The following is a 24839-nucleotide window of genomic DNA, read 5'->3' as shown; positions in this document are numbered from 1 at the left end:
GCATGCCTCGTGTCAGGCGCAGGACAGGCTCTTAGCTCGCCAGAGCCAGCACCGCGCGGGCTGTCGTCTCCTCCGTCACCAGGCCATTAATACGGCGGCCTTTGAGTGCGGCATAAATCGCATCGGCTTTCTCTTCACCTCCGGCCACGCCAACGATGGTGGGCAACTGCGCCAGTTCATCGAGCGTGACGCCCAGTAATTCCCGGTGGATCTCCAGCTCGTGCACGCATTCCCCTTCGGCGTTCAGGAAATAGCCGAGGATATCGCCCACCGCCCCTTTACGGGCGTACATCAGCTGTTCACCTTCGCTGATATAGCCGGAGCGCAATATGGTGGCGTCCCGGCGCTGGTTCACCGAACCAATGCCTACCACCGCCACATCGGCCGCGGCGGCGGCGAGGATCACATCCCGCACGCTGGATTCGCGTTTTAAGATCCCGGCCACTTCGGCGGAGGAAACGCGAAGCGGGGCGGGGATCATGCTGACGCTGCAGGCGGCATCAAGCTGACCGATGCCCGTCATATACGGCCCAACGCCGCCGGAGAGCGTCACCAGGCGGATCTGCTGCGAGCTGATAAAACCGCTTAAGTGCTGCAGGCTGCTCATGGTGGTTTCACCAAATCCCACCGCCAGCAGCTGGCCGGGCTCCAGCACGCCCATCAGCGATTGCGCTGCGCCAATGCCCAGCCGGACATTCATGGGCGGGGTATTCAGGGCCGGCAACACGCGAACCAGCTTGAGCCCGAAGCGCTGCTGCAGCTCGGTTTCCAGCGCCAGACACCCCTCATAGCGGGAGTTGATCTGCACGCGGATCACCCCGGACTGGCGTCCTTTCTCCAGCAGACGCGAGATCTTCAGGCGCGGCAGTCCGAGCCGCTCGCCGATGTCGTTCTGGGTTAATCCGTCGTGGTAGTAGCACCAGGCGACGCGGGCAACCAGCTCTTCTTCCGCCAGTGCCAGCCCGGCAAAACGACCTTCTTCCGCAGTGCGTTTATCGCTCATAATTGAACTCTTATAAAAATTTAGATCATATGTTCGTGATCGCGCAGAAAGAAAGTGTGAACCACGCGACAAAACAGATCTTTTAGATTGATTTGTGTCTGTGTGGATCTTAATCGATAAATTTGTGATCCCTGCACGGTTCTAAATATAGTTCACCGTCTACGCTTTTGAACATTATTAAATCTAAAAATCATTTGTTCAATAGCGGAGCGATAATGACGCCACTTATCGAAGCACGTGATATCAGCAAGCAGTTCTCCGGCGTACCGGTCCTGAAAGGTATTCATTTCACGCTGCTTGCGGGTCAGGTGCATGCGCTGATGGGCGGTAACGGCGCGGGAAAATCAACGCTGATGAAAATCATCGCCGGGGTGGAAACGCCGGACAGCGGTGAACTTTCGATTGACGGCCACGCGTTTGCGCGGCTTTCGCCCGCGCAGGCCCACAGGCTGGGGATTTATCTGGTGCCGCAGGAACCCCTGCTTTTCCCCAACCTGACGGTGCGGGAAAACATCCTTTTCCGCCTGCCGCGTGAGGCCGGTATGGGGGAACGGCTGGCGGAGAAACTCCAGCAGCTGCAGTGTCAGCTCAATCTTGATGCCACCGCCAGCACCCTGGAAGTGGCGGATCAACAGATGGTGGAGATCCTGCGCGGCCTGATGCGTAACGCGAAGATCCTGATCCTTGATGAACCCACGGCGTCGCTCACCCCGGGGGAAACCGAACGGCTGTTCCGCCAGATCCGCGCGTTGCAGGCGCTGGGCGTCGGCATTGTTTTTATCTCGCACAAATTACCGGAGATCCGCCAGCTGGCGAGCCACGTCTCGGTAATGCGCGACGGCGCGATCGTGCTCAGCGGTGAAACTGCTCAGTTCGACGATAACGCCCTGATTGCGGCCATGACGCCGGTGAGCCGCGAAAAAGGATTAAGTGATGCGCAAAAACTGTGGCTGGCGCTGCCGGGCAATCGCCGCACGCAGCCGCAGGATTTCCCGGTGCTGCGGGTGGAAGAGCTTACCGGTGAGGGGTTTATCGATCTCAGCATGGAAATCTATGCCGGGGAAATAGTTGGCCTCGCCGGGCTGGTCGGCTCCGGGCGCACCGAGTTTGCGGAAACGCTGTATGGGCTGCGACCGGTGCGCGGTGGGCGAGTCTGGCTGGAAAATCAGGAAATAACCGGCGAACCCGTGGCGGCACGGCTGGAGAAAGGGCTGGTCTACCTGCCAGAGGACCGACAGGTTTCCGGCTTGTTCCTGGATGCGCCGATTCGCTGGAACACCGTGGCGCTGAATGAGCCCTCGGTCTGGCAGCAGCGCAAACGGGAGTCGGCGGTGGTGGAGCGCTATCACCGGGCGCTGGGGATCAAGCTTAACCATGCGGATCAAACCGTGCGCACGCTCTCCGGCGGCAACCAGCAGAAGGTGTTGCTGGCGCGCTGTCTGGAGGCGAACCCGCTGCTGTTTATCGTCGATGAACCGACACGCGGAGTGGATGTGTCGGCGCGGGCCGATATCTATCAGCTCATCAAAAGCGTGGCGGCGCAGAACGTGGCGGTGCTGATGATCTCAAGCGATCTGGATGAGTTCCCCGGGCTTGCCGATCGCGTGCTGGTGATGCACCAGGGCGTGCTGAGCGGCGAGCTGTCCCGGCACGCGGTCAGTCTCGACAGAATGATGGCGCTGGCATTCGGAGGGCAGTCATGAAGACCTTACTGAAAAATCGCGAACTGAGCGCGTTCATCGCCATTCTGGCGTTGTTCGCGGTGCTGGTGGGGCTCAATCCGGCCTATTTCAGCCTGCAAACGCTGGGGATGATCTTCGCCAGTTCGCAAATCCTGATCCTGCTGGCGCTCGGCGCCGCGCTGGTGATGTTGACCCGCAATATTGATGTTTCCGTCGGCTCTACCGTCGGGCTGTCTGCCATTGCCGTGGGGGTGGCTCTGAACAGCGGCTACACCCTGCCGGTATCGATACTCTTTGCGCTGTCGATTGGCGCACTGGCGGGAGCATTTAACGGTTTTCTGGTGGTGGGGCTGCGTATTCCGGCAATTGTGGCCACCCTCGGCACGCTGGGTCTCTATCGCGGAGCGATGCTGCTGTGGACGGGAGGAAAGTGGATTGAAGGGCTACCGCCGAGCCTGAAATCGCTCTCTGAACCTGCCGCTATGGGGATTTCACCGCTCGGAATGGGCGTGGTGTTTTTAGCCGCGGTCGGCGCATGGACGTTGTCGCGCACCGCCTTCGGACGCGATTTCTACGCCGTGGGCGACAACCTTGCCGCCGCACGCCAGCTGGGCGTGGCGGTGAACCGGACGCGAATGATCGCTTTTACGCTGAACGGCATGCTGGCCGCGTGTGCGGGGATTGTCTTCGCTTCGCAGATTGGCTTTGTACCTAACCAGACCGGCAGCGGGCTGGAGATGAAAGCCATTGCCGCCTGCGTACTCGGGGGGATCTCTCTGCTGGGCGGTACCGGGACGCTTATTGGCGCCTTACTGGGGGCTTTTTTCCTGACTCAAATCGACACCGTGCTGGTGCTGTTCAGGCTGCCCGCGTGGTGGAATGACTTTATCGCCGGGCTGGTGCTGCTCGGTGTGCTGGTGCTCGACGGGCGCTTGCGCCAGGCGCTGGCCCGGCATCAGCGCGCACTTAAGTACAGCCGCTTCCAGCCCGGTAACAAAGGGGGGAAGCATGTCACCCCGTTTACGAAACACAAAAAAGAGGTGGCGTAAATGAAGCTTAACTGGGAAAGCGCGCTGCTGATATTACTGGTGCTGGAAATCCTGCTCTTTGGGGCCATCAATCCGCGCATGCTCGATATCAACATGCTGCTGTTCAGCACCAGTGATTTTATCTGCATTGGCATTGTGGCGCTGCCGCTCACCCTGGTGATCATCAGCGGCGGCATTGATATTTCTCTCGGTTCGACCATCGGCCTGTGTGCCATCGCGCTGGGGGTGATGATGCAGGCGGGCTGGCCGATGGCGCTGGCGATACCGTTGATGCTGCTGCTCGGCCTGCTGTGCGGTCTGGTCAACGCTGCGCTGATCCACTACACCGGCATCAGCCCACTGGTTATCACCCTCGGCACGCTCTATCTCTACGGCGGCGGCGCACTGCTGCTCTCCGGCATGGCGGGGGCGACCGGTTACGAAGGCATCGGTGGCTTCCCGGACAGCTTTACCGCGTTCGCTAACCTCACGTTCCTGGGGTTGCCAATCCCGCTGGTGCTGTTCGGCGTGATTACCGTCTTCTTCTGGCTGATTACCCATCGCGGACGCTTTGGCCGCCATCTGTTTTTGATTGGGCAGAACCCGCGCGCGGCGCGCTATGCGGCGCTCTCGGTCAACGGGATGCCCTACGCCCTGTATGGCCTGGTGGGCGTCGCTTCGGCCATTGCTGCGCTGGTGATGGTCTCCTATTTCGGTTCGGCGCGTTCGGATTTGGGACGCGATTTACTGATGCCTGCACTGACCGCAGCGGTCCTCGGCGGCGCCAATATCTATGGCGGTTCGGGGTCGGTAATCGGTACGGCCCTGGCGGCGTTGCTGGTGGGGTATCTGCAGCAGGGTTTACAGATGGTCGGCATCCCCAACCAGGTGTCGAGCGCGCTGTCAGGGGCGCTGTTGGTTGTGGTGGTGATGGGACGTTCACTGAGTTTGCACCGTGAATGGGTGCGCTCTCTCCTCACAAAACATACCCGGAGCGTAAGATGAAAACAAAACTGATAGTCCTGGCGATGGCACTCAGCTTCGCGTCGGCACAGGCCGCGGACCGCATCGCCTTTATCCCCAAGCTGGTGGGCGTTGGCTTCTTTACCAGCGGCGGCAATGGCGCGAAAGAGGCGGGTAAAGATCTCGGCGTGGACGTCACCTACGACGGCCCGACCGAGCCCAGCGTCTCAGGCCAGGTGCAGCTCATCAATAACTTCGTTAACCAGGGCTATAACGCCATTATCGTTTCGGCGGTGTCGCCGGATGGCCTCTGCCCGGCGCTGAAGCGCGCGATGCAGCGTGGCGTCAAAGTACTGACCTGGGACTCCGACACCAAACCGGAATGCCGCAGCATCTACATCAACCAGGGCACCCCGGCGCAGCTTGGCGGCCTGCTGGTCGACATGGCCGGTAAACAGGTCACCAAACCGAATGCCAAAGTGGCGTTCTTTTACTCCAGCCCGACCGTTACCGACCAGAACCAGTGGGTGAAAGAGGCGAAGGCCAAAATCGAGAAAGATCATCCGCAGTGGCAGGTCGTGACCACGCAGTTTGGCTATAACGATGCCACCAAATCGCTACAAACCGCCGAGGGGATCTTAAAAGCGTATCCGGATCTGGATGCGATCATCGCCCCGGATGCCAACGCCCTGCCGGCGGCGGCGCAGGCGGCGGAAAACCTGAAGCGAGAAGGGGTGGCGATTGTCGGCTTCAGCACGCCTAACGTGATGCGTCCGTACGTAGAGCGCGGCACGGTGAAAGCCTTCGGCCTGTGGGATGTGGTGCAACAGGGCAAAATTGCGGTCAATGTCGCCGATCGGTTGTTGAAAAAAGGCGATCTTAACGTTGGCGACAGCGTGGACGTGAAAGATATCGGTACGCTGAAGGTCGAGCCGAACAGCGTGCAGGGCTACCAGTATGAAGCGAAGGGCAACGGCATTGTGCTGCTGCCAGAGCGGGTGGTGTTTACCAAAGAGAACATCAACAAATACGATTTTTGACGGGGGAGCAAATGGCTGATTTAGACGACATCAAAGACGGCAAAGATTTTGGCATCGGCACACCGCAGCAGAACGTGCCGTTTACCCTGAAGGGATGCGGCTCGCTGGACTGGGGAATGCAGTCCAGGCTGGCGCGCATCTTCAACCCAAAAAGCAACCGCACGGTGATGCTGGCCTTTGATCACGGCTATTTCCAGGGACCGACGACCGGCCTTGAGCGTATCGATCTCTCTATCGCCCCGCTGTTCGGGGAAACCGACGTGCTGATGTGCACCCGCGGTATTTTGCGCAGCCAGGTGCCTGTCGCCACCAATAAACCCGTCGTGTTGCGCGCCTCCGGCGGCAATTCGATTTTAGGGGAACTTTCCAACGAGTGCGTGGCGGTGGCGATGGAAGATGCGCTGCGCCTGAACGTCTGCGCGGTGGCGGCGCAGGTGTACATCGGCAGTGAGTTTGAACATCAGTCGATCAACAACATCATCAAACTGGTGGATGCCGGTGCGCGCTATGGCATGCCGACCCTGGCGGTAACGGGCGTTGGCAAAGAGATGGCGCGCGACGCGCGGTATTTCTCGCTTGCCAGCCGTATCGCGGCCGAGATGGGGGCGCAGTTCGTCAAAACCTATTATGTCGACGAAGGGTTTGAAAAAGTAACCGCCAGCTGCCCGGTGCCGATCGTGATTGCCGGAGGCAAAAAGCTGCCGGAGCACGACGCGCTGGAGATGTGCTGGCGGGCGATTGACCAGGGAGCGTCCGGCGTGGACATGGGCCGCAATATCTTCCAGTCCAGCGCCCCGCTGGCTATGCTGAAAGCGGTGAAAAAAGTGGTACATGAGAACATGAGCGCGCGGGACGCGTTCCAGTTCTGGCAGGAAGAGAAACAGGGAGAAGCAAAATGAACGTGACATTAGTGGAAATCAACATCAAACCCGAGCGGGTCGATGAGTTTCTGGAGGTGTTTCGCGCTAACCACGAAGGGGCGATTCAGGAGCCGGGCAATCTGCGCTTTGATGTTTTACAGGATCCGCGCGTGAAAACCCGGTTCTTTATCTACGAGGCCTACAAGGATGAAGAGGCGGTGCTGGCGCACAAGAAAACCCCGCACTATCTGGCCTGCGTGGATAAGCTTGAGGACCTGATGTCAGAGCCGCGAAAAAAACGCAGTTTTGTCGGGTTGTTGCCGGCGTAACAGACCGCCGGGTAGCGCTTACGCTAGCCCGGCGATGCTCAGGCGAGGGCCAGTTCCGCCAGGATCGCCGCCAGCGTTTCGCGCGGTTTCCCGCTCAGCGACGCAAGCGGGAACGGCAGTGCAGGCGCGGCCACTTTCCCTGACATTTCTGCTGCTGCGGCCATCACCCGCAAACTGCCGTACTGGCGGAACAGCGCCCACAGCGGCGCCAGCCGGTCAGAGGCTGCGGTGTCTTTGGCTCGGGCAATTGCCAGCGCCGTCTGCGGATAGAGCCCTGCGATAACCGAATACCAGACATCAAACCCGGCCTGCAGGGCTGACGCCGCCCGCCAGTCGCCACTGATGCCCAGGGTGACGCTTTCAGGAAGACGGGCGCGCATGTGGGCGATATCGTCCGGTATGCGCCCGAGCTTGACGGATTTGACGTTCGGTAGCGCCGCCACGGCATACAGCAAATCGTCGTTAAACTCGAACCCGGTGGTGGCCGGGTTGTCGTAAATGCACAGCGGAACAGAGATCCGGTGGGTCACCGTCTCATACAGGGTAAACACTTCCTCTGCCGTCAGGCGCTGGTACGACACGGGGGCCAGTAACACCCCGCGGGCGCCGGCGCTTTGCGCCTCATCCGCCAGACGGAGAATATCGTCGAGGCGAAGCGCGCCAATACTTACGCTCACCGGAATGTTGTCGGCATGCGCCACGGCACAGCGGGTGATATGCGTGCGCTCTTCAGGCGTCAGATACGCGTAACTGCCCGTCGAACCGAGGATCCCCAGCGAATCGACACCAGCATCCACCAGCGGGCGCAGCAACTGCACAAACGCCTGCTCATCAAATTTCCCCTCTCGCAATGGCGTCAGAGGGAATGCGCTTAACCCGCGAAACATCCGCTTATCCTTTTAGAGTTCAATCAGTTGAAGGTGAGCAGTGGAGCCCGGCATCAGCCGCTGCAGGTTGCTGACTAACTCATCGCCAGCCTCCTGCAACGCCGATAACGGCATCGACGGCAGACTTTCGAGAATAAACCACATGTGTTGCGCCTGGCTATCGAGACGTGTACGCACGCCCTGGCGCCAGTTCCAGCGACGGCAGGTGACGCCGATATCATCGCGCCAGATAACTTCGCCCGCATCCGGGTATTCGATAACCGGCTGGCCCTCTTTCAGGGTATCAAACGGTTCATTACCTTCGGCAAGCGTCAGACGCGGTGCGCCTGCATAAGCGGCAAGGTTCTCCCCCCCGACGGGAATGGCGTAACGAATGCTGATGGCATTGTAAATATCAACCACTGGATCGAGCGGGGGCAGTGCGCCCTCTTTCAGCACTCGCTTACGCAGGGCCGATGCCGAGCAGGGCGTGCGTTTCGGTTTCGCACCAAATGCCCTGAACACGTCATCCCAGGCGCTGAGGTGCGCTTCCGCCCAGGCGACATCATCAGTGAGGACCTGCTGGCAGGCCTGTGCCAGCGCGGCAGAGGCCACGTCCGGCTGGGTTATCGGGGCGGCTTCAACCAGAATGCTCAGCGCCCGAAAGCCGGAGGCAATCCCGGTAAGACGCGGGTCTATTGACGGCGTAACGAGAGACATAAATAATCCTGTATTGACTGTTTTATACTATGGTAGTGACCAATGACTGATAAAGTCAATATAATGACCGATTCGGGTGCCGATATCGCCCAGGTAAGCCTGGCCGTCGCCACCCGCATTCGCAACTGGCGCAAAGAGAAAAAACTGTCGCTGGATGAGCTTTCACGCCGCGCCAGCGTCAGCAAAGGCATGCTGGTGGAGATTGAAAAAGGGGCGGCGAATCCCAGCATTGCCATTCTCTGCAAGCTGGCTGCCGCGCTGGGCGTTTCGGTGGCGGATATCGTTAACGTCTCCAGCGAGCCGCGGGTGCACGTCATAGAAGAAGCGGCGATCCCGGTTTTGTGGCAGGGCCCACAGGGCGGATATGCCCGGCTGCTCGCGGGCACGTCTGGCCCGGATATGATTGAACTCTGGCAGTGGGTGATGCATCCGGGGGAGCGTTTTACCTCGCCGGGGCATCCGGCGGGAACGTTTGAGCTGCTGCATGTCACTGAGGGAGGATTGACCCTGACGGTGGAAGAGACGGTGACGCAGGTGACGGCAGGCGCTTCGGCGGTGGCGAAAACGGAAGCGGCACACGGCTACGCGAATGAGGGCGAAAATGTGTTGCGGTTTACCATGACGGTGGCGGAGTTTCACCGCTAAAAACGCCCCCTCCGTCAGGAGGGGGAGTGGATATCACGCTTCTTCCACGCTTACCCGCAGGGCTGCCAGCGCTTTACGCGCCGCTTTCAGCACCTGCTCACACTGTTCAACCGTCAGCGTCAGCGGCGGTTCAATGCGAATGGTCTTCGAGTTGTTGAGCGTTCCGGCAACCAGGACCCGCTGGCGGAACATCTCGCTCGCGAAGCTGTAGCCGATTTCGTTGTCGACAAACTCAATGGCCATCAGCAACCCTTTACCCCGCGCATCCTGCACCAGATCCGGATATTCCCGGCCCAGCTGGCGGAAACCGTCCAGCAGCATATCGCCTTTCTGTTCCGCCTGTGCAGGCAGGTTTTGATCCAGTAGCACGTTGATGGTCGCCAGCGCGGCCGCGCAGGCCAGCGGGTTACCGCCAAACGTAGTGGTGTGCAGGAACGGGTTGTCGAACAGCACCGAGAAGACCTCTTCGGTCGCCACCGTCGCGCCAATCGGCATCACGCCGCCGCCCAGCGCTTTTGCCAGACAGAGAATGTCCGGCTGGACGTTCTCATGCTCGCAGGCAAACATCTTGCCCGTACGCCCCATCCCGGTTTGGACTTCGTCGAGGATCAGCAGTGCGCCAAACTCATCGCACAACTGACGCACGGCAGGCAGATAGCCCTGCGGGGGCAGGATCACGCCGCCCTCACCCTGAATAGGCTCCAGGATCACCGCTGCCACGTCGTCGCCGGTTTTACGGCATTCGCTCAGCATGGTGCGCATAGCGCTAATGTCACCAAACGGCACGTGGCGGAAGCCCGGCAGCAGCGGCATAAACGGTTTGCGGAAGGTGGATTTGGCGGTAGCCGACAGTGCGCCCAGGGATTTTCCGTGGAACGCGCCGCTGGTGGCGATAAACGTGAATTTGCCGCGCGGCGACTGGTACGCTTTGGCGAGTTTAATCGCCGCTTCGACCGATTCCGTGCCGCTGTTGCTAAAGAAGCTGTACTTCAGTTTGCCGGGCGTTAAGGCCGCGAGCGTTTTCGCGAGCATAGCGCGAAGTGGATCGAGCAGTTCCTGGCTATGGAGAGGTTGTTTCGCAAGTTGATTCTGTACGGCGGAAACCACAACTGGATTACGGTGCCCCACGTTGAAAATTCCAAAACCACCCAGGCAATCTATAAACTCCTGTCCCTGGGTGTCGACAAGCGTATTAAGACTTCCCGCTTGCCACTCTACGGCTCCGTAATCCCCGCCGGCGGTAACAGATTTGCGATACTCCAAAAACCCTGGATTGACATGCTCTTTAAAGTAATCGATGACCTCTCGGTTAAGTTGTTTCATCTCCTCATGATCAAGCGTTCGCTTCTCAATGAGATTCAGTGCGTGCGCGGTACAGGCAAGAGCCGAGGCGCTGGAAGGTAACCTGTTCAAAATGTGCTCCCGGGGATCGCGTATCACATGATACTGGATTAAGTATTGCAGGGATTACGCCACTTCAGATGCCTTAACGAAAATCAGGATAAACACCAGGTTAACATTATGTTGCGCAAAATTTAATCATGCCGATATAACCGATACGGGATTTAGCGGTACGGCGGAAAAGGCCTGGGGAGGTGCGATTAAAAGGCCATTGCACTTATAGAGTGCAGACGCTGCGACTTAAGTGGGCGTTAACGCGTCATACTCTGCAGGTAATTTCTCTACGAAAGTATTTGAAATCAATGAATTATAAAATCTCACAAAAAGTGCGGTTTAAGTGAAATCTGCGATCTCTATCAACTTTAACAACTAAAGATAAATTCTTTACCGCCGAAAAAACATTAATCCACAAAATTAACATTCAAATAACCTGCAAGGGATGCTCACGATGTCCGCTCCAACCTTTGTCACCCAGAATGAATATCCTCTGGACGATGACACCACCTTAATGTCGACCACCGATATCCACAGTTACCTGACCCACGCCAACGACACCTTTGTGCAGGTGAGTGGCTATCAGCTTGATGAGCTGATGGGCCAGCCGCACAATCTGGTGCGCCACCCCGATATGCCAAAAGCGGCGTTTGCCGATATGTGGTACACCCTGCAAAAGGGCGAGCCGTGGAGCGGCATTGTCAAAAACCGACGTAAAAATGGCGACCACTACTGGGTGCGCGCCAACGCGGTGCCGATGGTGCGTCACGGGCAGGTGACGGGCTATATGTCGATTCGCACCAAAGCCACGGCAGAAGAGATTGCTGGCGTGGAGCCGCTCTATCGGGCTCTGAATGACGGGCGCTGCAAGAAACGTATTCATAAAGGACTGGTGGTAAGGAAAGGCTGGCTGGGGAAACTTCCGGCAATGCCGCTGCGCTGGCGCGTGCGCAGCGTGATGGCAGGGCTGTTTGCGGTGCTGGCTGTCACGCTGGTGGCCACCTCAGCGGGTGCGTACCCGCTGGCTGCCGCCGCGGTAGTCATGCTGCTGGGCACGCTGCTGTTCGAGCAGCAGATTGTTCGTCCGATCGAAAACGTGGCGCGTCAGGCGCTGAAAGTCGCCACCGGCGAGCGCAACAGCGTGCAGCACCTGAACCGCAGCGACGAGCTGGGGTTGACCCTGCGTGCGGTAGGGCAACTGGGGCTGATGTGCCGCTGGTTGATTAACGATGTTTCAAGCCAGGTGGTGAGCGTGCGTGATGGCAGCGACAGGCTGGCAAAGGGGAATGAAGATCTGAACGATCGGACGCGTCAGACCGTGGCCAATGTGCAGCAGACCGTGGCGACAATGAACCAGATGGCCGCCTCCGTGCAGAGTAATTCAGAAACCGCCGCCGAAGTGGACAAGCTGTCAGTGGCCGCCAGCAGCGCGGCGACCAAAGGCGGAAACGCGATGCAGACGGTGGTGAAAACCATGGATGACATCGCGGATAGCACGCAGCGGATTGGCTCGATTACCTCCCTTATTAACGACATCGCGTTTCAGACCAATATTCTGGCGCTGAATGCGGCGGTGGAGGCGGCAAGAGCCGGTGAGCAGGGGAAAGGCTTCGCGGTTGTCGCCGGCGAAGTGCGCCATCTCGCCAGCCGTAGCGCCAGTGCAGCCAACGATATTCGCAAGCTGATTGATGCCAGCGCCAGCAAGGTGCAGTCCGGCTCTGATCAGGTTCATGCCGCCGGTCGTACAATGGATGATATCGTCGAGCAGGTGAAAAACGTGACGCAGCTTATCGCGCAGATCAGCCACTCCACCTCTGAACAGGCTACCGGCTTGTCAGAGCTCACCCGTGCGGTGGCCGAGCTGGACAGCATCACGCAGAAAAATGCCGATCTGGTTGAGGAAAGTGCCCACATATCCGCAATGGTGAAGCATCGCGCCGGGCGTCTTAAGGATGCGGTAACCGTGCTCCATTGAGCCAGTAAGGTTCCAGAAAGCCGTTTATTTCATCAGGAATAAGCGGCTTTATTTTTTCTGAATGTAATTATTAATGTCTTTTATTGTTAACTTTATATTAAGTAACTAAAGAAAGCACATCAGATATTTACCCCAGCCTAAGTCCGTTTTTCCCGATGCTATTTTGAAAATGCCTCATCAGAGGGTGACGTAACGATCGATTTACGGATATTAATAGCCTACACCTATCCATTGTTGTGGTTATGAAATAAAAAAACGATCAAAGTCATAAAGTTAGCGGTTTCGTTACCGATAACGGTGATCGTCTGAGAAATAATCACATCGATGGAGAAAATATGTTCTTACATGACGTAAAGATCGGCACGAAATTATTTCTGGCGTTTGGATTCTTTATTGTCCTGATGGTGGTCAGTGCGAGTTTATCCTTGCTAAGCCTGAACCGGGCGAACAACGGAATGCAATCCATCATTACCCGTGATTATCCGAGCACGGTAAAAGCGAACCAGTTAATCGACAACTTCCAGGAATTTATTGGCACTCAGCAGCTGATGTTACTGGATGAACAGGGAACGTATACAGCGCAGTCACAGCAGCGTCTAAAAGCGATCAGCGAACAGATTACGGTGATCCTCGGCGAGCTGAATACTGCGCTGCAGGATCCAGAATCACAGCGGGTTCTTGCTGAGATACGCGGCGTGCGTCAGCAGTATCTGGACTCGCGTTATCGCATTTTGCAGGCGGTGCAGAATAACGATCGGGCGGGCGCTATTCAGGAGATGATGACCAACACCCTGAAGCTACAGCAGGCCTATAAAGCCAACGTGCAGGCGCTGATCGCGATTCAGAACCAGGAAATGCAAAGCGCAGGAGTGCAGGTCGAGGGCGATTTCAAATCGAACCGCCTGCTGCTGATCCTGATCACGCTCTTTAGCGTCGCGACCGGCAGCCTGATTGGCTGGTTTATCGTGCGCTCAATCACGCGTCCGCTGGGCGAGGCGGTGGATTTTGCAAAAGCCATTGCCGAAGGCGATCTGACCGGCAGCATCACGCCGCACGGTAAAGACGAAACCGGCCTGCTGCTGCATGCGCTGATGGAGATGAAAACGCGTCTGCTGGACATTGTGCAGCAGGTCCAGACCGGTTCGGAGAATATCTCGAGTGCCGCCGCGCAGATTGTCGCGGGGAACCAGGATCTTGCCGCGCGCACCGAAGAGCAGGCCAGCTCTGTTGAACAGACCGCCGCCTCGATGGAGCAGATCACGGCGACGGTAAAAAACACCGCCTCACACACCGGAGAAGCAACTCACCTCTCGGCGGACGCCGCCATGGTGGTCAAAAACAACGGCGAGATGATGAAGCAGGTCACCAGCAAAATGCGCCTGATTAACGAGACCTCTAACCGGATGTCCGACATCATCGACCTGATCGATGCCATCGCTTTCCAGACCAACATTCTGGCGCTGAACGCGGCGGTGGAAGCAGCACGTGCGGGCGAGCACGGTCGTGGTTTTGCGGTGGTGGCGGGCGAAGTGCGCCAGCTTGCGCAGAAGAGTGCGTCATCTGCCAGTGAAATTCGCCAGCTGATCGAAAGTTCTACCAGCCAGACGCAGGACGGGATGAACCTGGTCGAGAAAGCGAGCGAGTTGATTAACGGTATGGTCGGCAACGTGGAAGAGATGGACGTTATTCTGCGTGAGATCCGCCAGGCCAGCCATGAGCAGACGGAAGGGATCTCGCAGATTAACAGCGCGATTGGCCTGATTGATGCCACCACGCAGCAGAACTCCGCCCTGGTGGAGGAGTCTGTCGCGGCAGCAGCGTCCCTGAACGAACAGGCGATGCACCTGAAAGATCTTGTCCGCGTCTTCCGCGTGAGCGATCGCGTACTGGCTTAATCCAGCTGGGAGATCTCCAGCGCTGCGCGGTCGATCACGCCGATGATCTGCTTAAGCTGCGCATCGCTGAGTTCGCCCTGGTTCACCTTCAGGTCTAGCACCGCTTTGAAGTTATCCAGAGCCCGCTTCATTTGCGGGTTTTTTCTCAGCTGGAAGCCGACAGAGCGCGCTTTGATACGCGCCTGAATTTGCGCCAGCTGCTCCTGATTTTCATCCAGCCACTGCTGACCTGCCGCGGTAATCGCAATTCTCTTGCGGCCATTCTCTTCTTCGGTGATGGTGATATAGGTCTGATCCTGAAGGTAATCGAGGGTCGGGTAGATAACGCCAGGGCTTGGGGTGTAATTCCCCTGCGTCATGTTCTCGATCGCCTTGATCAACTCGTAGCCATGGCTCGCGTTGTGGGTCAGGATATCCAGTATCACCAGACGCAGATCGCCGTGACCAAAAAAGCGTGGTCGGCGTCCGCCGCCGTCGTGTTCGTTTCGCATACTCATCCCTTCAAATTGATATATCTAAACTATATCTTAGATATATTCAGATGCAATCTAAAAGATCTTGCATTCTTGCTGATTAGCAATCATTATCATTTAAAATTGATTTAGATATATCGTATTCACCTGAGAAGGGTCTCACCATGACATCCACCCGTTACCCACAACGTGTTCGTAATGATCTCCGTTTTCGCAAGCTGGACGTGCTTCGCGTTGAGCGTGTCAGCGCAGGTTTCCAGCGCATTGTTTTAGGCGGCGAGGCGCTGGAGGGCTTTAGCTCTCGCGGTTTCGACGACCACACAAAAGTGTTTTTCCCGGCCCCGGGGGCGACCTTTGTACCACCGGTTGTTACCGATGAAGGTATCGACTGGGGCGACGGTGTGCGTCCGCAGGCGCGAGACTATACACCTCTGTACGATGCCGAACGGAATGAGCTGGTGCTCGATTTCTTCATACACGATGGCGGCGTTGCCAGCTACTGGGCGACAGAGGCAAAAGTGGGTGACGCGCTCACGATTGGCGGCCCGCGCGGTTCGCTGGTTGTGCCGGAAGATTATGCCTGGCAACTGTACGTGTGCGATGAATCCGGCATGCCCGCGCTGCGCCGTCGCCTGGAAAGCATCGCAACACTGCCGGTTCGCCCGGACATTCATGCGGTGGTGACGGTCGGTGATGCGTCGTATCAGGACTATCTGGCCCATCTGAGCGCGTTCAACATCACCTGGGTTGTCGGCCACAGCGAACAGGCGGTGGCCGAGCGTCTGGCGGCGTTGACGGTGCCTGCGGAAGATTATTTTATCTGGCTGACCGGGGAAGGGAAGGTGGTGAAAAACCTGAGCCGTCAGTTTGAAACCGACGCAATCGACCAGCAGCTGGTGCGTGCCAGTGCATACTGGCACGCTAAATAATCAGGCTGCGGACTCCAGCTGCGCTTCGCTCACCTGATGTTCGAGCGAGGCGCGAACGTCGTGCAGCGCCTTCTCCTGCTGGGCAAAGTAGGCTTCCATATTGCTTAGCGACGAGACCAGCAGCCAGGACTCCTCTTTCTCCAGCTCCGCCAGCTCGTTCACTAACGTGTCAATCTGCTCGCGAACCTGCGCCATTTTTTTGCGGATACGTTCCAGATCGTTCAGCCTTTCGCTGGCCATCAGCGGCTCAAAGCCCTGCTGCAGACGTGCCACCAGCGAACGAATGGCTTTAACGTCACCACGCTGTTTGGCCTGGTTGAGTTGCACCATCATCGCGTTGGCTTCTTCTTTCAGATCGTCAGCGACCAGGTCCGGATGGCAGAGCTTGCTCGCCTGACGCCAGAGACGCTTCAGTTCGTTCTGATCTTCCTCGGAGAGGTTATTGCCTTTACGAAGGCGCATTTCGGCATCGTGATGCTGCTCGCGGTATTTCTCGTACTCTTCATTGGCCTCGTCGCGCGCCTGACGTGCAGGCTCTTCTTCGCGCGTTAAGCCACTCTCCAGCTCCAGCGCTTCGGCCAGCAGGTTAGCAATCAGATTGCTTTGCTGCTGCAGTTGCTTACGCGCCTCGGCGGCCTGTACGGAATCCGCAGGCAGATCGCGCCAGCGCTGGGTCAGCATCGCCAGCACCTCCACCGCCTGCGCCATATAGCGCTGGCAGCGACGGTAATCTTCCTCACGTCGACGCGCCTCCGCCTGCTGACGTCGCAGGTTCAGCTCCGCCAGCGTTTTACGCAGGGCGAGGATCTGCTGCATCAGCGGTCCGAGGCGGGAGAAATAGAGATCGTTGAATTCATCGAGCTGCTGCACGCGGGCATTGCGACGGTCAATCAAATCCCTGAGGCGCTCTTCCAGCGCTTTCAGCTCCATCTTGCTGGCCGCCACCTGCGGGTCACGCCATTGCGTCATGGCGCGCTGGCCCTGTAGCCAGGCAGCGATCGTCGCCATGGCAACGGTATAGTTTTTCTGCTCAAGCGCCGCGACGATTGCCTGTAGCTCATCGTCAAACGCTTCATTTTTCAGCCGTGTCAGCTGGCTCTGGATGATGTCGTCGTCTTCCAGTTCAATCGCATTTTTTATGATTTCTAGCCGTTTGATCGGTGTGCTCATGATGCCTTTCGCTTTGGCGCTTAAGTATTTGAGTTAAGGTTAATTGTTGTAAACGCTACAGGAAATAATACACACGGATGATGATCGGCGCGATGGGGGATTTCTTTAGTTTTTAGGGTTTGTGAAGAAGAGTGGCACGAACAGGAAGCCGAAAGGCTGGCGGGGGAGCGTTGGCCCCGGTTCTTGTTCTGCCAGTCCTGAAGGAATACCTAAGGCTGAATGCCCTGCATAGCGAAATCGAATGATGCCATACGTACCATACGTACCATACGACCCGCCATCAGTTCACCTCGCTGTAGATGCCCACCACACGGCCCAGTGTTTTTATCTCATCGATACCGCATTCAAAGGGGACTTTGCCGCCCGCGACGTGGAGTTTTTTCCCCGGCAGCAGGGTTAAATCACGAAGACTGATAGTGCCTTCAATCTCAACCAGCCATAGCCCGTCGGTTAATGACGCCCCTTTTTCAACAAAGTGGAGCTTTGCCTCAGACCGGACTGCGATACCGCGATTGAGCGGTTTGCTAAAGAGATGTGAATCGATACTCAAAGTGGAATTTTCTTCCAGCTGACCATCACTGAGAGTGAATGTAACAACAGCAACGGGATCGCCAGGTGCAGGGTTACCTTCAAACTGGGCACCTTGTCCGGTCATCAACCAGCGCAGGCTGGCCCCTGTGTCCAGTGCACATTGTACCGCGAAGTCGTAGGAGATGGTGCCGCGCGCGTAGCGGTTCTGAAGGGAACTGGCGGCAATATTGAAGTGCCGGGCCAGCTGGATTTTTTGGGTAAAACCATATACCTGACAGATTCTATCGAGTAACTCTTCATTATTCACTTGAGAATCTAAAATCAAAATATATTCCTTTGGGTATTTACTAATACTCAATTGGGTATTAGTATCAATGCGAATTCGGGCAATCAGCGGCAGACGTTGGCAAACAGAGGCTAATGATTGCAGACATTATCAAAATGGGAATCATGCAACATGGCTTCTGAAATCGCAATCATCAAAGTGCCAGCCCTGTCGTTAGGCTGGCGCAGTTCGCTGCGCTGGAAAGCGGCGTAACGCGTAGGCCAATCCCGTTTTCAACCCGTTACGGGTGAGTAATTCACACAGTGTGAATCAACGCGAGGGACGTTATGGCAATAGAAGCGACACGTGCAACGGTCCCACTCAAGGTGGGGGCACGTCTTTCCGGGCTTAATCACGTGGCCGAACTGCGTGCCAGGTACTGGGGCGATAACGAGAAAGCGCTGGCGCGTTTTTTGGCCGAGATGCGCGATAAGCGCGATCCCTGTTTTGAAGAGAATAACAGGGCGCTGGCGGCCATCTTTTTCCTGGCTAAATTACCCGCCGCCCGTCACGAATGCGGTATCAACGAGCTGACGACTGAGGAGAAAAGAGCGCTTATCGGAGCCATGAATCATTTCCGTGCAGTCGTGAGTTTATTTCCTGAACGGCTGACCATGCCGCTTTAATCCACCCCAAAACGTAATGGCGTAAACCCGCCGGGCATTTTATTGCCTGAATTAAGGAGAATGAGTGATGCGAAATAGCGAAAACCGCACTTTTCTGAACGGGCGCGAGGAACTCCAGCGCCTGCTGGTGCAGGCGAAGATGGAGGAGCGCAGGGCGCGCGCACTCGCCGTCTCCCTGCGTCTGGAGGCATTAGCCAGTCACATCTATAAGACCGGAATGTGTGGCGAAGACGCAGCGGAACTGCTGTGTCACGAGGCTGCCCGTTACGAACGCGAATCCCAGGAGCTGCACTGATGGCCGATTTTATCGATCTGGCGCAGGAGCGTGAGCTTGAAGATCGCGAACGTCATATTAATAGCGCCCGCCAGCGATGCGCATCGCCCTCGCGTTTTACCTGCGAGGAGTGCGACATCCCCATCCCCGAGGCGCGGCGAAAGGCGTTACCTGGAGTGGCCTTATGCGTCACTTGCCAGGAGATAACGGAGCTGAAAAACAAACATTTCCGGGGAGGATAAGTTGGTGATGTCATTTGCTTATCCGTGGAATGAACCCCGATCGGCTATTGCCAGCCCCTACCTGACTCACCCCCAATTACAGCGTCGCGACCGTCTGTTCGCGGCGCTGCAGCAAGCCAGAAAAGCGCTCGCTCTGCAGCCTGACTGCGTGCGTTTTGACGTCTGGCGCACGGTTGATGCTCTTGAACTCCATCAGGGCAGCCTGCGAGCCAATGCCTTTTTGATTCGGTTCTGCAACAGGGTATTACCACGTCTGCAGCAGGTCTCGGCACGGTATGCCTGTTCAGGTGTTGACCGTAACGTCTCCACCGCCGTTTTTGGTGGACACTTCGACACGCCGCTTTCGCAATATCTTGCATCGCGGATGGTTACGCTGATTGCCCGCTTCAACCGTCTCCCGGATATGTCCCGCGCCGATATTGATTTGCTGGCCGCTGACATCGCTGGCTTTATTCGTTCCGAGCTGGCGAATATCAATGACGCTGGCCTCGGCGAATTTCAAACCCTTCATGTCTGGTATCAGCGCGCTGGATTAATCACCCGCCAGTTCAATGTACTGCCTCCTCACTGGGAGCGCGTGTCGAAGATACTCTTTAACAAAGAGGACATTGCGCCAGCGGTGATCCGCATGTTTTCCGAAGACTGGTGGCGTGGACGACTGCGTCGCATGGCGGCCGCCTGGCGTGAGCATGTGCAGATTGCACTCGGAAACGTCAGCAAAAAGAAGTCTGCCTATGCGAGTAAACGCTGCATCACTGACTGGCGTGAACAGAAGCGGCGCACGCGTGAATTTCTTAAAGGTCTGGAACTGGAGGATGAAGAGGGCAACCGTATAAGCCTGATTGCCAGGCACGATGGCTCGGTGGCCAATCCCGCGATACGTCGCTGCGAACTGATGACCCGCATTCGCGGGTTTGAAAATATCTGCCATGAGCTTGGCTACGTGGGCGAGTTCTATACCTTAACCGCGCCGTCGAAATATCACGCCACCCTGAACACCGGCTATCGTAACGGTAAATGGAACGGGGCGAGCCCTGCGGATACACAAAGCTACCTGACAAAACTGTGGGCGCGGATCCGGGCAAAACTCCACCGGCAGGCGATTCGTCTGTTTGGCATCCGCGTTGCTGAACCCCACCATGACGGTACGCCTCACTGGCACATGCTGATGTTCATGCTGCCCGAAAACGTTGAGCGCGTTCGCCGCATTATGGAGGAATACACACAGGAGGAAGACGCTTTTGAACTGCAAAGCGATAACGCCAGAAAAGCTCGCTTTCACGCTGAAGCTATAGACCCGCAAAAGGGCAGTGCCACCGGTTATATCGCTAAATACATCTCCAAGAATATCGACGGCTATGCCCTTGATGGCGAGACAGATCACGAAAGCGGCGAGTTGCTTAAAGTGACTGCATCTGCTGTTTCGGCCTGGGCGGCGCGCTGGCATATCCGTCAGTTTCAGTTTATCGGCGGTGCACCGGTGACCGTCTACCGTGAGCTGCGCCGTTTGACTGATACGCAGGCCGCACACGGTCTGAGCGTAGAATTTGCGGCAGCGCATGACGCCGCGGACGCCGGAGACTGGGCAGGATACGTCAATGCACAGGGAGGACCGTTTGTTCGTCGGGATGCGTATCAGGTGCGCACGCTGTATGAGCCCCGTGCCGAATACAATCAGTACGGCGAAGAACGAGTCTGTATTCGCGGCGTTTACGACACCGCACTCGGCCCGGGCTCGCCGATTTTGACCCGGCTCACGCAGTGGAAAATTGTGCCGAAGCGTGCCGTAGATTTGGCCGTTGACCTTAACGGCACCGCTGCGCGTTCTTGGAGTTCTGTCAATAACTGTACGGTGAGCGACGTCTCTCAACCCCTCAGCCGGCGTGCGAGACGCGCGTTAGCCGCCCGCATAACCCTCCCCAGACCGGTTGCAAAGACTCCCTTTGTCTATGACAAGGATCCGCAGAACGGAGTGGCAGAGAGAGTGATTGATGAGATACGGCTCGCCACCGGAATAACGATCAGCCGGGGGGAAGCCCTGCATCTTATGGCGGGGGGCATTAGCCGTTTTAACGACAAATGGTGCCGGGGATCTGCAGACGGATCGCTATTTCCTGCGGCACCGTCTTATCAGCAAAAGGCCTGGAAAATCCTTGAACGTATAAGGTATTTAACGCATCTGATAAGCAAAGGGATTCGCTAATCTTCATCGATATCATGTACATACCTCGCATGGTTCTGATTTTTTGCTTCACTCTTTTTATGAATACATGTTACTGTATGTTTATACAGTATCTCGTGGTGGAGGTTGTGTGGACAGAGAGTTGAACGAGCAAGTCATGATTGAACGCGTCGAGATGATTGCGCGGCTGACGACAGAAGGAACGTGTCAGGAAAGAGATCGTGAAATTGCCCTGAATTTGATCGCTGAGATTGCGAGAGGAAATTTAATCAGGAACAACGCGTTTACCGTGGTTTTCTCGGCATCACCCGTTCCGGACAGAATCAAAAAAGAGGCCAGCGTGCGGGTGAACATTACCCTGGATAAGGATCAGCTTATTGGTCCGTCCGTCGTGGAGGCGTTTCAGGATGAATTAACCCGCAGGATAAGATCCGTGTTTCCGTCAACGCTGGTTACCGTCAAAAAAGGATCCATGACCGGCGTGGAGTTGCAGGGGATTGAAAGAGAGGCCGATCGCGAAGCGCTGGACAATATCCTCCGGGAAGTCTGGGAAGACGAGAGCTGGCGCTAGGCCCTCTGCCATCTCGCGGGCAGTCTGTTGTGTCCGCGATTGTCCATCCTGCAGCGATAGCAAAAAGGGCGCCAGCGCTGGAAACTCAACGGTACCTGGAAATCCGGATGTTGGGAGCGTCTGATGAAAATCTATGCAATGCAGGGGGACACGCTTGATGCCATCTGTGCCCGTTATTATGGGCGCACGGCAGGGGTGGTCGAAACCGTTCTGAACGCCAATTCTGGCCTCGCGGAGTTGGGGGTCATCTTACCTCATGGCACGCCGATAGACATGCCAGAGGTTGATAGCGCACCGACTAAAGAATCAGTGAACCTATGGGACTGAGTCTTGAGAAAATCACCACGTTTATCGCCTACTGGCTGGCCGTAGCGCTGGCCTGGTTCGGGGCGATGTCTCCTGAAAAAGTCGCGCTATACGTGGGAAGCCTCTGCGCCATTTTTACCGCGCTGACGAATTACTGGTTTAAGCGGAAAACCTATCGCTATCTGACCTCTCTTGGACTCGATAAGAAGAGTATTCGTGAACTCAATCATTAAGCGTTGCAGCGCCGCGGGCGTACTGGCCCTGGCGGTGCTGATGCCTGACTTCCGGTTACTGAACACCTCACCGGAGGGGTTGGCGCTCATTGCTGATCTCGAAGGGTGTCGCCTGTCGCCTTATCGTTGCAGTGCGGGCGTATGGACATCAGGCATTGGCCATACGTCAGGCGTCGTGCCGGGACGGGAAATTACAGAGCGTGAGGCGGCAGCGAACCTTGTTGCCGACGTGATGAACGTTGAAAGACGGCTGGCGGTATGCGCACCGGTGGAGATGCCGCCCCGTGTCTATGATGCGCTGGTGAGTTTTGCCTTTAACGTTGGAACAGGGGCTGCCTGCCGTTCCACGCTGGTGTCATTCATTAAGCGTAAACAGTGGCCGCAGGCGTGCAATCAGCTTACCCGCTGGGTGTACGTCAATGGGGTCAAAAATGCCGGACTGGAAAACCGTCGAGCTCGTGAGAAGGCCTGGTGCCTGAAGGGGATGCCATGAAACCTCTTCTGCTGGTACTGGCCGTTCTGCTGGCCATCACGCTGTGGTTTCGTCATGACAACGTGAACCTGTCCCGCTCTCTTGCTAAAGCCAACCAGATCGCCCGCGATCAAAAAAACACAATCAACACGCTGCTTCAGCAGTTATCCGAAGCACAGCGGATTGCCAGGTCGAACGAAGATGCGCAGGTCAGGCTCCGCGAGGATCTTGCTGCCGTCGGCGAGGAGATGGCACGACGCGAAGCGGCTATCGGGAAATGGGTAAATGAAAATGAAGAGTTACGCCGCTGGTATAACGCTCAGCTGCCTGATGCTGTGCGCAGGTTGCACACCCGCGCCGCCTGCGCCTCCGCAGCACATTGTTTACAACGCCTGCCCGAAGGTGAGCGCCTGTCCGATGCCGGGAAGTGAGCCCATCACCAACGGCGATCTCAGTGCTGATATTCGTCGGCTTGAGCATGCCCTTATCGCCTGCGCGCTGCAGGTCGAAACCATAAAAGACTGTCAGGATAAACTCGATGCACAAACTCAACAGCCTGCGTCAGGCATTAATTGACGCCGTTCCTCAACTGAACGCTCACCCTGATCATCTGCAGATGTCGGTGGGGAGCGGAAATATTGACGCCCGCCTCGCGTCCTCGCTCTCCTTTGAAAAAAAGTATGAACTGCAAGCGAATATCAGTAACTTCGCCGGCGACAGCGAGGGGGTCTTCGTCCCGGTACTCGCCTGGCTGCGTGATAACCAGCCAGATATTTTTACCCTCGATGACGGGCGAAAAAACAGGTTTCTCTTTGGCGTCACCATCAACGACGATGGTACGGCGAATATCAGCTTTAGCCTGCAGCTCACCGAGCGCATTCTTGTTTCGCAGGAGCAGGGAACGTTGCATGCCACCTATTCCCCGGAGCCGCCGTTGCCAGAGCCCGTCACACGTCCGCTGGAGCTGTACATCAACGGTGAACTGGTCAGCCAGTGGAAAGCGTAAGTTCACCGCGCTGATGGCTGTCCAGCCATCAGCGTGAACGATTGTTGTTTCATCCCGCATAAAACCCCGTCTCGTTGCTGCCGATCCCCCTGAAGGGCATTCTCTTCTCATGAATACACTCACTTCCATGCACGGTATCGCTCGCGCGATCCGTAACCTGATTCGTATCGGTGTTGTCACCGATGTTGACCTCAACAGAGGGCTCTGCCGCGTCCAGTCCGGAGGGATGAAAACCACCTGGCTGAACTGGCTGACCTGTCGCGCCGGCCGTTCGCGCGTGTGGTGGGCGCCGTCCGAGGGAGAACAAGTGCTGCTGCTGGCCATCGGCGGTGAGCTTGATACCGCCTTCGTGCTGCCAGGTATCTTTTCCGATGACCACCCGGCGCCGTCAGGTTCCCCTGACGCACTCCACGTCTCGTTCCCTGATGGGGCGGTTATCGAGTACGAGCCCGGGAGCGGAGCACTCACGGCCACAGGCATTAAAACGGCTGACATTACAGCCTCTGAATCACTCACCGCCACCGTACCGGTGGTCCTGGTGAAGTCTGAGACGCGCATCACCCTGGATACACCTGAGGTGGTGTGTACCAACAAGCTAATTACCGCCTCTCTTGAAGTGCAGAAGGGCGGGGTAATGGCCGGCAATATTGAGCATTCCGGCGGTAAATTTACCTCCAATGGGGTGCAGGTGGACAACCATGCTCACGGCAGTGTGCAAAGCGGCGGAAGCTGGACTAAGGGGACGCAATGACGGTGCGCTACAGGGGAATGAACAGTCAGACCGGGCTCAGCATTTCAGAGGCTGAACATATCAGACAAAGCGTGCGGGACATTCTGGTTACGCCGATTGGCTCGCGGGTGATGCGCCGCGAGTACGGTTCACTGCTGGCGGCAATGATCGACAGGCCGCAGAGTCCGGCGCTGCGCCTGCAAATCATGGCCGCATGTTACTCCGCTATCCAGAAATGGGAGCCGCGGATCAGCCTGACGGCCATCACTTTCGAACGTTCGGAGAATGACGGGACGCTGTATGTCGATCTCACCGGCACCCGCCAGACCTCCGGACATTCCTTTTCTATCACTATTTCATTGAGTTAA

General features: G+C 56.9%; 30 protein-coding genes. 23 read left to right on the top strand and 7 right to left on the bottom strand.

Annotated features, from left to right (window positions below; genetic code table 11):
• Positions 1 to 31: 31 nt before the first annotated feature.
• Complete coding sequence (gene lsrR / locus HV242_RS20215) at positions 32 to 1003, bottom strand: transcriptional regulator LsrR (RefSeq protein ID WP_020883581.1); 972 nt, start codon at positions 1001 to 1003, stop codon at positions 32 to 34.
• Between the two features lie 215 nt (positions 1004 to 1218).
• On the opposite strand from lsrR, the gene lsrA reads away from it, so the two are divergent.
• From lsrA to lsrG, 6 genes are read left to right on the top strand one after another with little or no spacing between them, the layout of a single operon-like run.
• The gene (gene lsrA, locus HV242_RS20210; RefSeq protein ID WP_181616864.1) at positions 1219 to 2706 is read left to right on the top strand and encodes an autoinducer 2 ABC transporter ATP-binding protein LsrA; all 1488 of its coding nucleotides are present in this window, start codon (positions 1219 to 1221) and stop codon (positions 2704 to 2706) included.
• The gene (gene lsrC, locus HV242_RS20205; RefSeq protein WP_020883583.1) at positions 2703 to 3734 is read left to right on the top strand and encodes an autoinducer 2 ABC transporter permease LsrC; all 1032 of its coding nucleotides are present in this window, start codon (positions 2703 to 2705) and stop codon (positions 3732 to 3734) included. The genes lsrA and lsrC overlap by 4 nt, the downstream gene beginning before the upstream one ends.
• The gene (gene lsrD, locus HV242_RS20200; protein ID WP_181616863.1) at positions 3735 to 4718 is read left to right on the top strand and encodes an autoinducer 2 ABC transporter permease LsrD; all 984 of its coding nucleotides are present in this window, start codon (positions 3735 to 3737) and stop codon (positions 4716 to 4718) included.
• On the top strand, positions 4715 to 5716 hold the full coding sequence (lsrB, locus tag HV242_RS20195; protein WP_025202959.1) for an autoinducer 2 ABC transporter substrate-binding protein LsrB: 1002 nt from the start codon (positions 4715 to 4717) through the stop codon (positions 5714 to 5716). Before lsrD ends, lsrB begins: the two co-directional genes overlap by 4 nt.
• An 11-nt stretch (positions 5717 to 5727) precedes the next feature.
• The gene (gene lsrF / locus HV242_RS20190; RefSeq protein WP_014171710.1) at positions 5728 to 6615 is read left to right on the top strand and encodes a 3-hydroxy-5-phosphonooxypentane-2,4-dione thiolase; all 888 of its coding nucleotides are present in this window, start codon (positions 5728 to 5730) and stop codon (positions 6613 to 6615) included.
• Positions 6612 to 6905 carry a (4S)-4-hydroxy-5-phosphonooxypentane-2,3-dione isomerase gene (gene lsrG / locus HV242_RS20185; protein WP_020883586.1) on the top strand — a complete coding sequence of 98 codons (294 nt, stop codon included), beginning with the start codon at positions 6612 to 6614 and terminating at the stop codon, positions 6903 to 6905. Before lsrF ends, lsrG begins: the two co-directional genes overlap by 4 nt.
• 38 nt (positions 6906 to 6943) lie before the next feature.
• On the opposite strand, the gene HV242_RS20180 is transcribed toward lsrG, so the two are convergent.
• Together HV242_RS20180 and HV242_RS20175 are read right to left on the bottom strand one after the other, a co-directional pair.
• On the bottom strand, positions 6944 to 7792 hold the full coding sequence (locus HV242_RS20180) for a dihydrodipicolinate synthase family protein (RefSeq protein ID WP_050737314.1): 849 nt from the start codon (positions 7790 to 7792) through the stop codon (positions 6944 to 6946).
• Between the two features lie 12 nt (positions 7793 to 7804).
• On the bottom strand, positions 7805 to 8491 hold the full coding sequence (locus HV242_RS20175; RefSeq protein ID WP_050737313.1) for a B3/B4 domain-containing protein: 687 nt from the start codon (positions 8489 to 8491) through the stop codon (positions 7805 to 7807).
• A gap of 42 nt (positions 8492 to 8533) precedes the next feature.
• On the opposite strand from HV242_RS20175, the gene HV242_RS20170 reads away from it, so the two are divergent.
• Positions 8534 to 9136, top strand: coding sequence for a helix-turn-helix domain-containing protein (locus HV242_RS20170; RefSeq protein ID WP_050737312.1), 603 nt, complete (start codon positions 8534 to 8536; stop codon positions 9134 to 9136).
• 33 nt (positions 9137 to 9169) lie between these two features.
• Here the strand turns inward: HV242_RS20170 and ygjG are convergent, their stop codons facing one another.
• A complete protein-coding gene (gene ygjG, locus HV242_RS20165; RefSeq protein ID WP_020883590.1) occupies positions 9170 to 10549 on the bottom strand; it encodes a putrescine aminotransferase in 1380 nt (459 codons plus the stop codon).
• A gap of 436 nt (positions 10550 to 10985) precedes the next feature.
• Here ygjG and HV242_RS20160 point away from each other — a divergent pair, with 436 nt between their 5' ends.
• Together HV242_RS20160 and HV242_RS20155 are read left to right on the top strand one after the other, a co-directional pair.
• Entirely contained in the window at positions 10986 to 12506 is a 1521-nt protein-coding gene (locus tag HV242_RS20160; protein ID WP_044866276.1) for a methyl-accepting chemotaxis protein, read from the top strand.
• 335 nt (positions 12507 to 12841) lie between these two features.
• Positions 12842 to 14401: a methyl-accepting chemotaxis protein gene (locus HV242_RS20155; RefSeq protein WP_044866277.1), complete on the top strand. Its 1560-nt coding sequence runs from the start codon at positions 12842 to 12844 to the stop codon at positions 14399 to 14401.
• Here HV242_RS20155 and HV242_RS20150 read toward each other — a convergent pair.
• A complete protein-coding gene (locus HV242_RS20150; RefSeq protein WP_047956132.1) occupies positions 14398 to 14892 on the bottom strand; it encodes a PadR family transcriptional regulator in 495 nt (164 codons plus the stop codon). The genes HV242_RS20155 and HV242_RS20150 overlap by 4 nt on opposite strands.
• A 146-nt stretch (positions 14893 to 15038) precedes the next feature.
• Between HV242_RS20150 and HV242_RS20145 the strand changes: the two genes are divergently transcribed.
• Positions 15039 to 15803: a siderophore-interacting protein gene (locus HV242_RS20145; RefSeq protein WP_044868098.1), complete on the top strand. Its 765-nt coding sequence runs from the start codon at positions 15039 to 15041 to the stop codon at positions 15801 to 15803.
• Here HV242_RS20145 and HV242_RS20140 read toward each other — a convergent pair whose 3' ends face one another.
• Both HV242_RS20140 and HV242_RS20135 read right to left on the bottom strand, forming a co-directional pair.
• Positions 15804 to 16973: a coiled-coil domain-containing protein gene (locus HV242_RS20140; protein ID WP_063858721.1), complete on the bottom strand. Its 1170-nt coding sequence runs from the start codon at positions 16971 to 16973 to the stop codon at positions 15804 to 15806.
• Between the two features lie 280 nt (positions 16974 to 17253).
• On the bottom strand, positions 17254 to 17829 hold the full coding sequence (locus tag HV242_RS20135; protein ID WP_050737310.1) for a phage repressor protein CI: 576 nt from the start codon (positions 17827 to 17829) through the stop codon (positions 17254 to 17256).
• 287 nt (positions 17830 to 18116) lie between these two features.
• Between HV242_RS20135 and HV242_RS20130 the strand changes: the two genes are divergently transcribed.
• The 13 genes from HV242_RS20130 (at position 18117) to HV242_RS20070 (ending at position 24839) form a co-directional block, all read left to right on the top strand.
• Complete coding sequence (locus tag HV242_RS20130; RefSeq protein WP_014171697.1) at positions 18117 to 18455, top strand: DUF5347 domain-containing protein; 339 nt, start codon at positions 18117 to 18119, stop codon at positions 18453 to 18455.
• A 67-nt stretch (positions 18456 to 18522) separates the two neighbouring features.
• On the top strand, positions 18523 to 18750 hold the full coding sequence (locus HV242_RS20125) for a DUF2732 family protein (RefSeq protein WP_020883596.1): 228 nt from the start codon (positions 18523 to 18525) through the stop codon (positions 18748 to 18750).
• Positions 18750 to 18971, top strand: coding sequence for a TraR/DksA family transcriptional regulator (locus tag HV242_RS20120; RefSeq protein ID WP_020883597.1), 222 nt, complete (start codon positions 18750 to 18752; stop codon positions 18969 to 18971). The genes HV242_RS20125 and HV242_RS20120 overlap by 1 nt, the downstream gene beginning before the upstream one ends.
• A gap of 7 nt (positions 18972 to 18978) precedes the next feature.
• On the top strand, positions 18979 to 21174 hold the full coding sequence (locus HV242_RS20115; protein WP_063858720.1) for a replication endonuclease: 2196 nt from the start codon (positions 18979 to 18981) through the stop codon (positions 21172 to 21174).
• A 109-nt stretch (positions 21175 to 21283) separates the two neighbouring features.
• Positions 21284 to 21724 (top strand): DinI-like family protein, encoded by a 441-nt coding sequence (locus HV242_RS20110; RefSeq protein WP_020883599.1) that lies wholly within the window; start codon positions 21284 to 21286, stop codon positions 21722 to 21724.
• A 123-nt stretch (positions 21725 to 21847) separates the two neighbouring features.
• Positions 21848 to 22051, top strand: a complete 204-nt coding sequence (locus HV242_RS20105; protein ID WP_020883600.1) for a tail protein X — start codon at positions 21848 to 21850, stop codon at positions 22049 to 22051.
• Positions 22042 to 22263 carry a phage holin family protein gene (locus HV242_RS20100; protein ID WP_014171693.1) on the top strand — a complete coding sequence of 74 codons (222 nt, stop codon included), beginning with the start codon at positions 22042 to 22044 and terminating at the stop codon, positions 22261 to 22263. Before HV242_RS20105 ends, HV242_RS20100 begins: the two co-directional genes overlap by 10 nt.
• A complete protein-coding gene (locus HV242_RS20095) occupies positions 22247 to 22756 on the top strand; it encodes a lysozyme (protein ID WP_020883601.1) in 510 nt (169 codons plus the stop codon). The genes HV242_RS20100 and HV242_RS20095 overlap by 17 nt, the downstream gene beginning before the upstream one ends.
• Positions 22753 to 23166 (top strand): Rz-like lysis system protein LysB, encoded by a 414-nt coding sequence (gene lysB, locus HV242_RS24365; protein WP_032670153.1) that lies wholly within the window; start codon positions 22753 to 22755, stop codon positions 23164 to 23166. Before HV242_RS20095 ends, lysB begins: the two co-directional genes overlap by 4 nt.
• The gene (gene lysC, locus HV242_RS20085; RefSeq protein WP_072126476.1) at positions 23066 to 23311 is read left to right on the top strand and encodes an Rz1-like lysis system protein LysC; all 246 of its coding nucleotides are present in this window, start codon (positions 23066 to 23068) and stop codon (positions 23309 to 23311) included. Before lysB ends, lysC begins: the two co-directional genes overlap by 101 nt.
• Positions 23274 to 23741 carry a phage tail protein gene (locus HV242_RS20080; protein WP_050737308.1) on the top strand — a complete coding sequence of 156 codons (468 nt, stop codon included), beginning with the start codon at positions 23274 to 23276 and terminating at the stop codon, positions 23739 to 23741. The genes lysC and HV242_RS20080 overlap by 38 nt, the downstream gene beginning before the upstream one ends.
• A 109-nt stretch (positions 23742 to 23850) precedes the next feature.
• A complete protein-coding gene (locus HV242_RS20075; RefSeq protein ID WP_020883605.1) occupies positions 23851 to 24492 on the top strand; it encodes a phage baseplate assembly protein V in 642 nt (213 codons plus the stop codon).
• Positions 24489 to 24839 (top strand): GPW/gp25 family protein, encoded by a 351-nt coding sequence (locus tag HV242_RS20070; protein WP_014171687.1) that lies wholly within the window; start codon positions 24489 to 24491, stop codon positions 24837 to 24839. Before HV242_RS20075 ends, HV242_RS20070 begins: the two co-directional genes overlap by 4 nt.

Source organism: Enterobacter sp. RHBSTW-00593 (assembly GCF_013784105.1).
GTDB classification, from domain to species: Bacteria; Pseudomonadota; Gammaproteobacteria; order Enterobacterales; family Enterobacteriaceae; genus Enterobacter; species Enterobacter ludwigii.
Note: the sequence above shows the minus strand (reverse complement) of the source record. Positions and strands in the feature narration are given on the sequence as shown.

Coding starts and splice junctions, on each gene's coding strand:
- lsrR (WP_020883581.1), bottom strand. CDS start 1,003: ATGAGCGATAAACGCACTGCGGAAGAAGGTCGTTTTGCCGGGCTGGCA.
- lsrA (WP_181616864.1), top strand. CDS start 1,219: ATGACGCCACTTATCGAAGCACGTGATATCAGCAAGCAGTTCTCCGGC.
- lsrC (WP_020883583.1), top strand. CDS start 2,703: ATGAAGACCTTACTGAAAAATCGCGAACTGAGCGCGTTCATCGCCATT.
- lsrD (WP_181616863.1), top strand. CDS start 3,735: ATGAAGCTTAACTGGGAAAGCGCGCTGCTGATATTACTGGTGCTGGAA.
- lsrB (WP_025202959.1), top strand. CDS start 4,715: ATGAAAACAAAACTGATAGTCCTGGCGATGGCACTCAGCTTCGCGTCG.
- lsrF (WP_014171710.1), top strand. CDS start 5,728: ATGGCTGATTTAGACGACATCAAAGACGGCAAAGATTTTGGCATCGGC.
- lsrG (WP_020883586.1), top strand. CDS start 6,612: ATGAACGTGACATTAGTGGAAATCAACATCAAACCCGAGCGGGTCGAT.
- HV242_RS20180 (WP_050737314.1), bottom strand. CDS start 7,792: ATGTTTCGCGGGTTAAGCGCATTCCCTCTGACGCCATTGCGAGAGGGG.
- HV242_RS20175 (WP_050737313.1), bottom strand. CDS start 8,491: ATGTCTCTCGTTACGCCGTCAATAGACCCGCGTCTTACCGGGATTGCC.
- HV242_RS20170 (WP_050737312.1), top strand. CDS start 8,534: ATGACTGATAAAGTCAATATAATGACCGATTCGGGTGCCGATATCGCC.
- HV242_RS20160 (WP_044866276.1), top strand. CDS start 10,986: ATGTCCGCTCCAACCTTTGTCACCCAGAATGAATATCCTCTGGACGAT.
- HV242_RS20155 (WP_044866277.1), top strand. CDS start 12,842: ATGTTCTTACATGACGTAAAGATCGGCACGAAATTATTTCTGGCGTTT.
- HV242_RS20150 (WP_047956132.1), bottom strand. CDS start 14,892: ATGCGAAACGAACACGACGGCGGCGGACGCCGACCACGCTTTTTTGGT.
- HV242_RS20145 (WP_044868098.1), top strand. CDS start 15,039: ATGACATCCACCCGTTACCCACAACGTGTTCGTAATGATCTCCGTTTT.
- HV242_RS20140 (WP_063858721.1), bottom strand. CDS start 16,973: ATGAGCACACCGATCAAACGGCTAGAAATCATAAAAAATGCGATTGAA.
- HV242_RS20130 (WP_014171697.1), top strand. CDS start 18,117: ATGGCAATAGAAGCGACACGTGCAACGGTCCCACTCAAGGTGGGGGCA.
- HV242_RS20125 (WP_020883596.1), top strand. CDS start 18,523: ATGCGAAATAGCGAAAACCGCACTTTTCTGAACGGGCGCGAGGAACTC.
- HV242_RS20120 (WP_020883597.1), top strand. CDS start 18,750: ATGGCCGATTTTATCGATCTGGCGCAGGAGCGTGAGCTTGAAGATCGC.
- HV242_RS20115 (WP_063858720.1), top strand. CDS start 18,979: ATGTCATTTGCTTATCCGTGGAATGAACCCCGATCGGCTATTGCCAGC.
- HV242_RS20105 (WP_020883600.1), top strand. CDS start 21,848: ATGAAAATCTATGCAATGCAGGGGGACACGCTTGATGCCATCTGTGCC.
- HV242_RS20100 (WP_014171693.1), top strand. CDS start 22,042: ATGGGACTGAGTCTTGAGAAAATCACCACGTTTATCGCCTACTGGCTG.
- lysB (WP_032670153.1), top strand. CDS start 22,753: ATGAAACCTCTTCTGCTGGTACTGGCCGTTCTGCTGGCCATCACGCTG.
- lysC (WP_072126476.1), top strand. CDS start 23,066: ATGCTGTGCGCAGGTTGCACACCCGCGCCGCCTGCGCCTCCGCAGCAC.
- HV242_RS20080 (WP_050737308.1), top strand. CDS start 23,274: ATGCACAAACTCAACAGCCTGCGTCAGGCATTAATTGACGCCGTTCCT.
- HV242_RS20075 (WP_020883605.1), top strand. CDS start 23,851: ATGAATACACTCACTTCCATGCACGGTATCGCTCGCGCGATCCGTAAC.
- HV242_RS20070 (WP_014171687.1), top strand. CDS start 24,489: ATGACGGTGCGCTACAGGGGAATGAACAGTCAGACCGGGCTCAGCATT.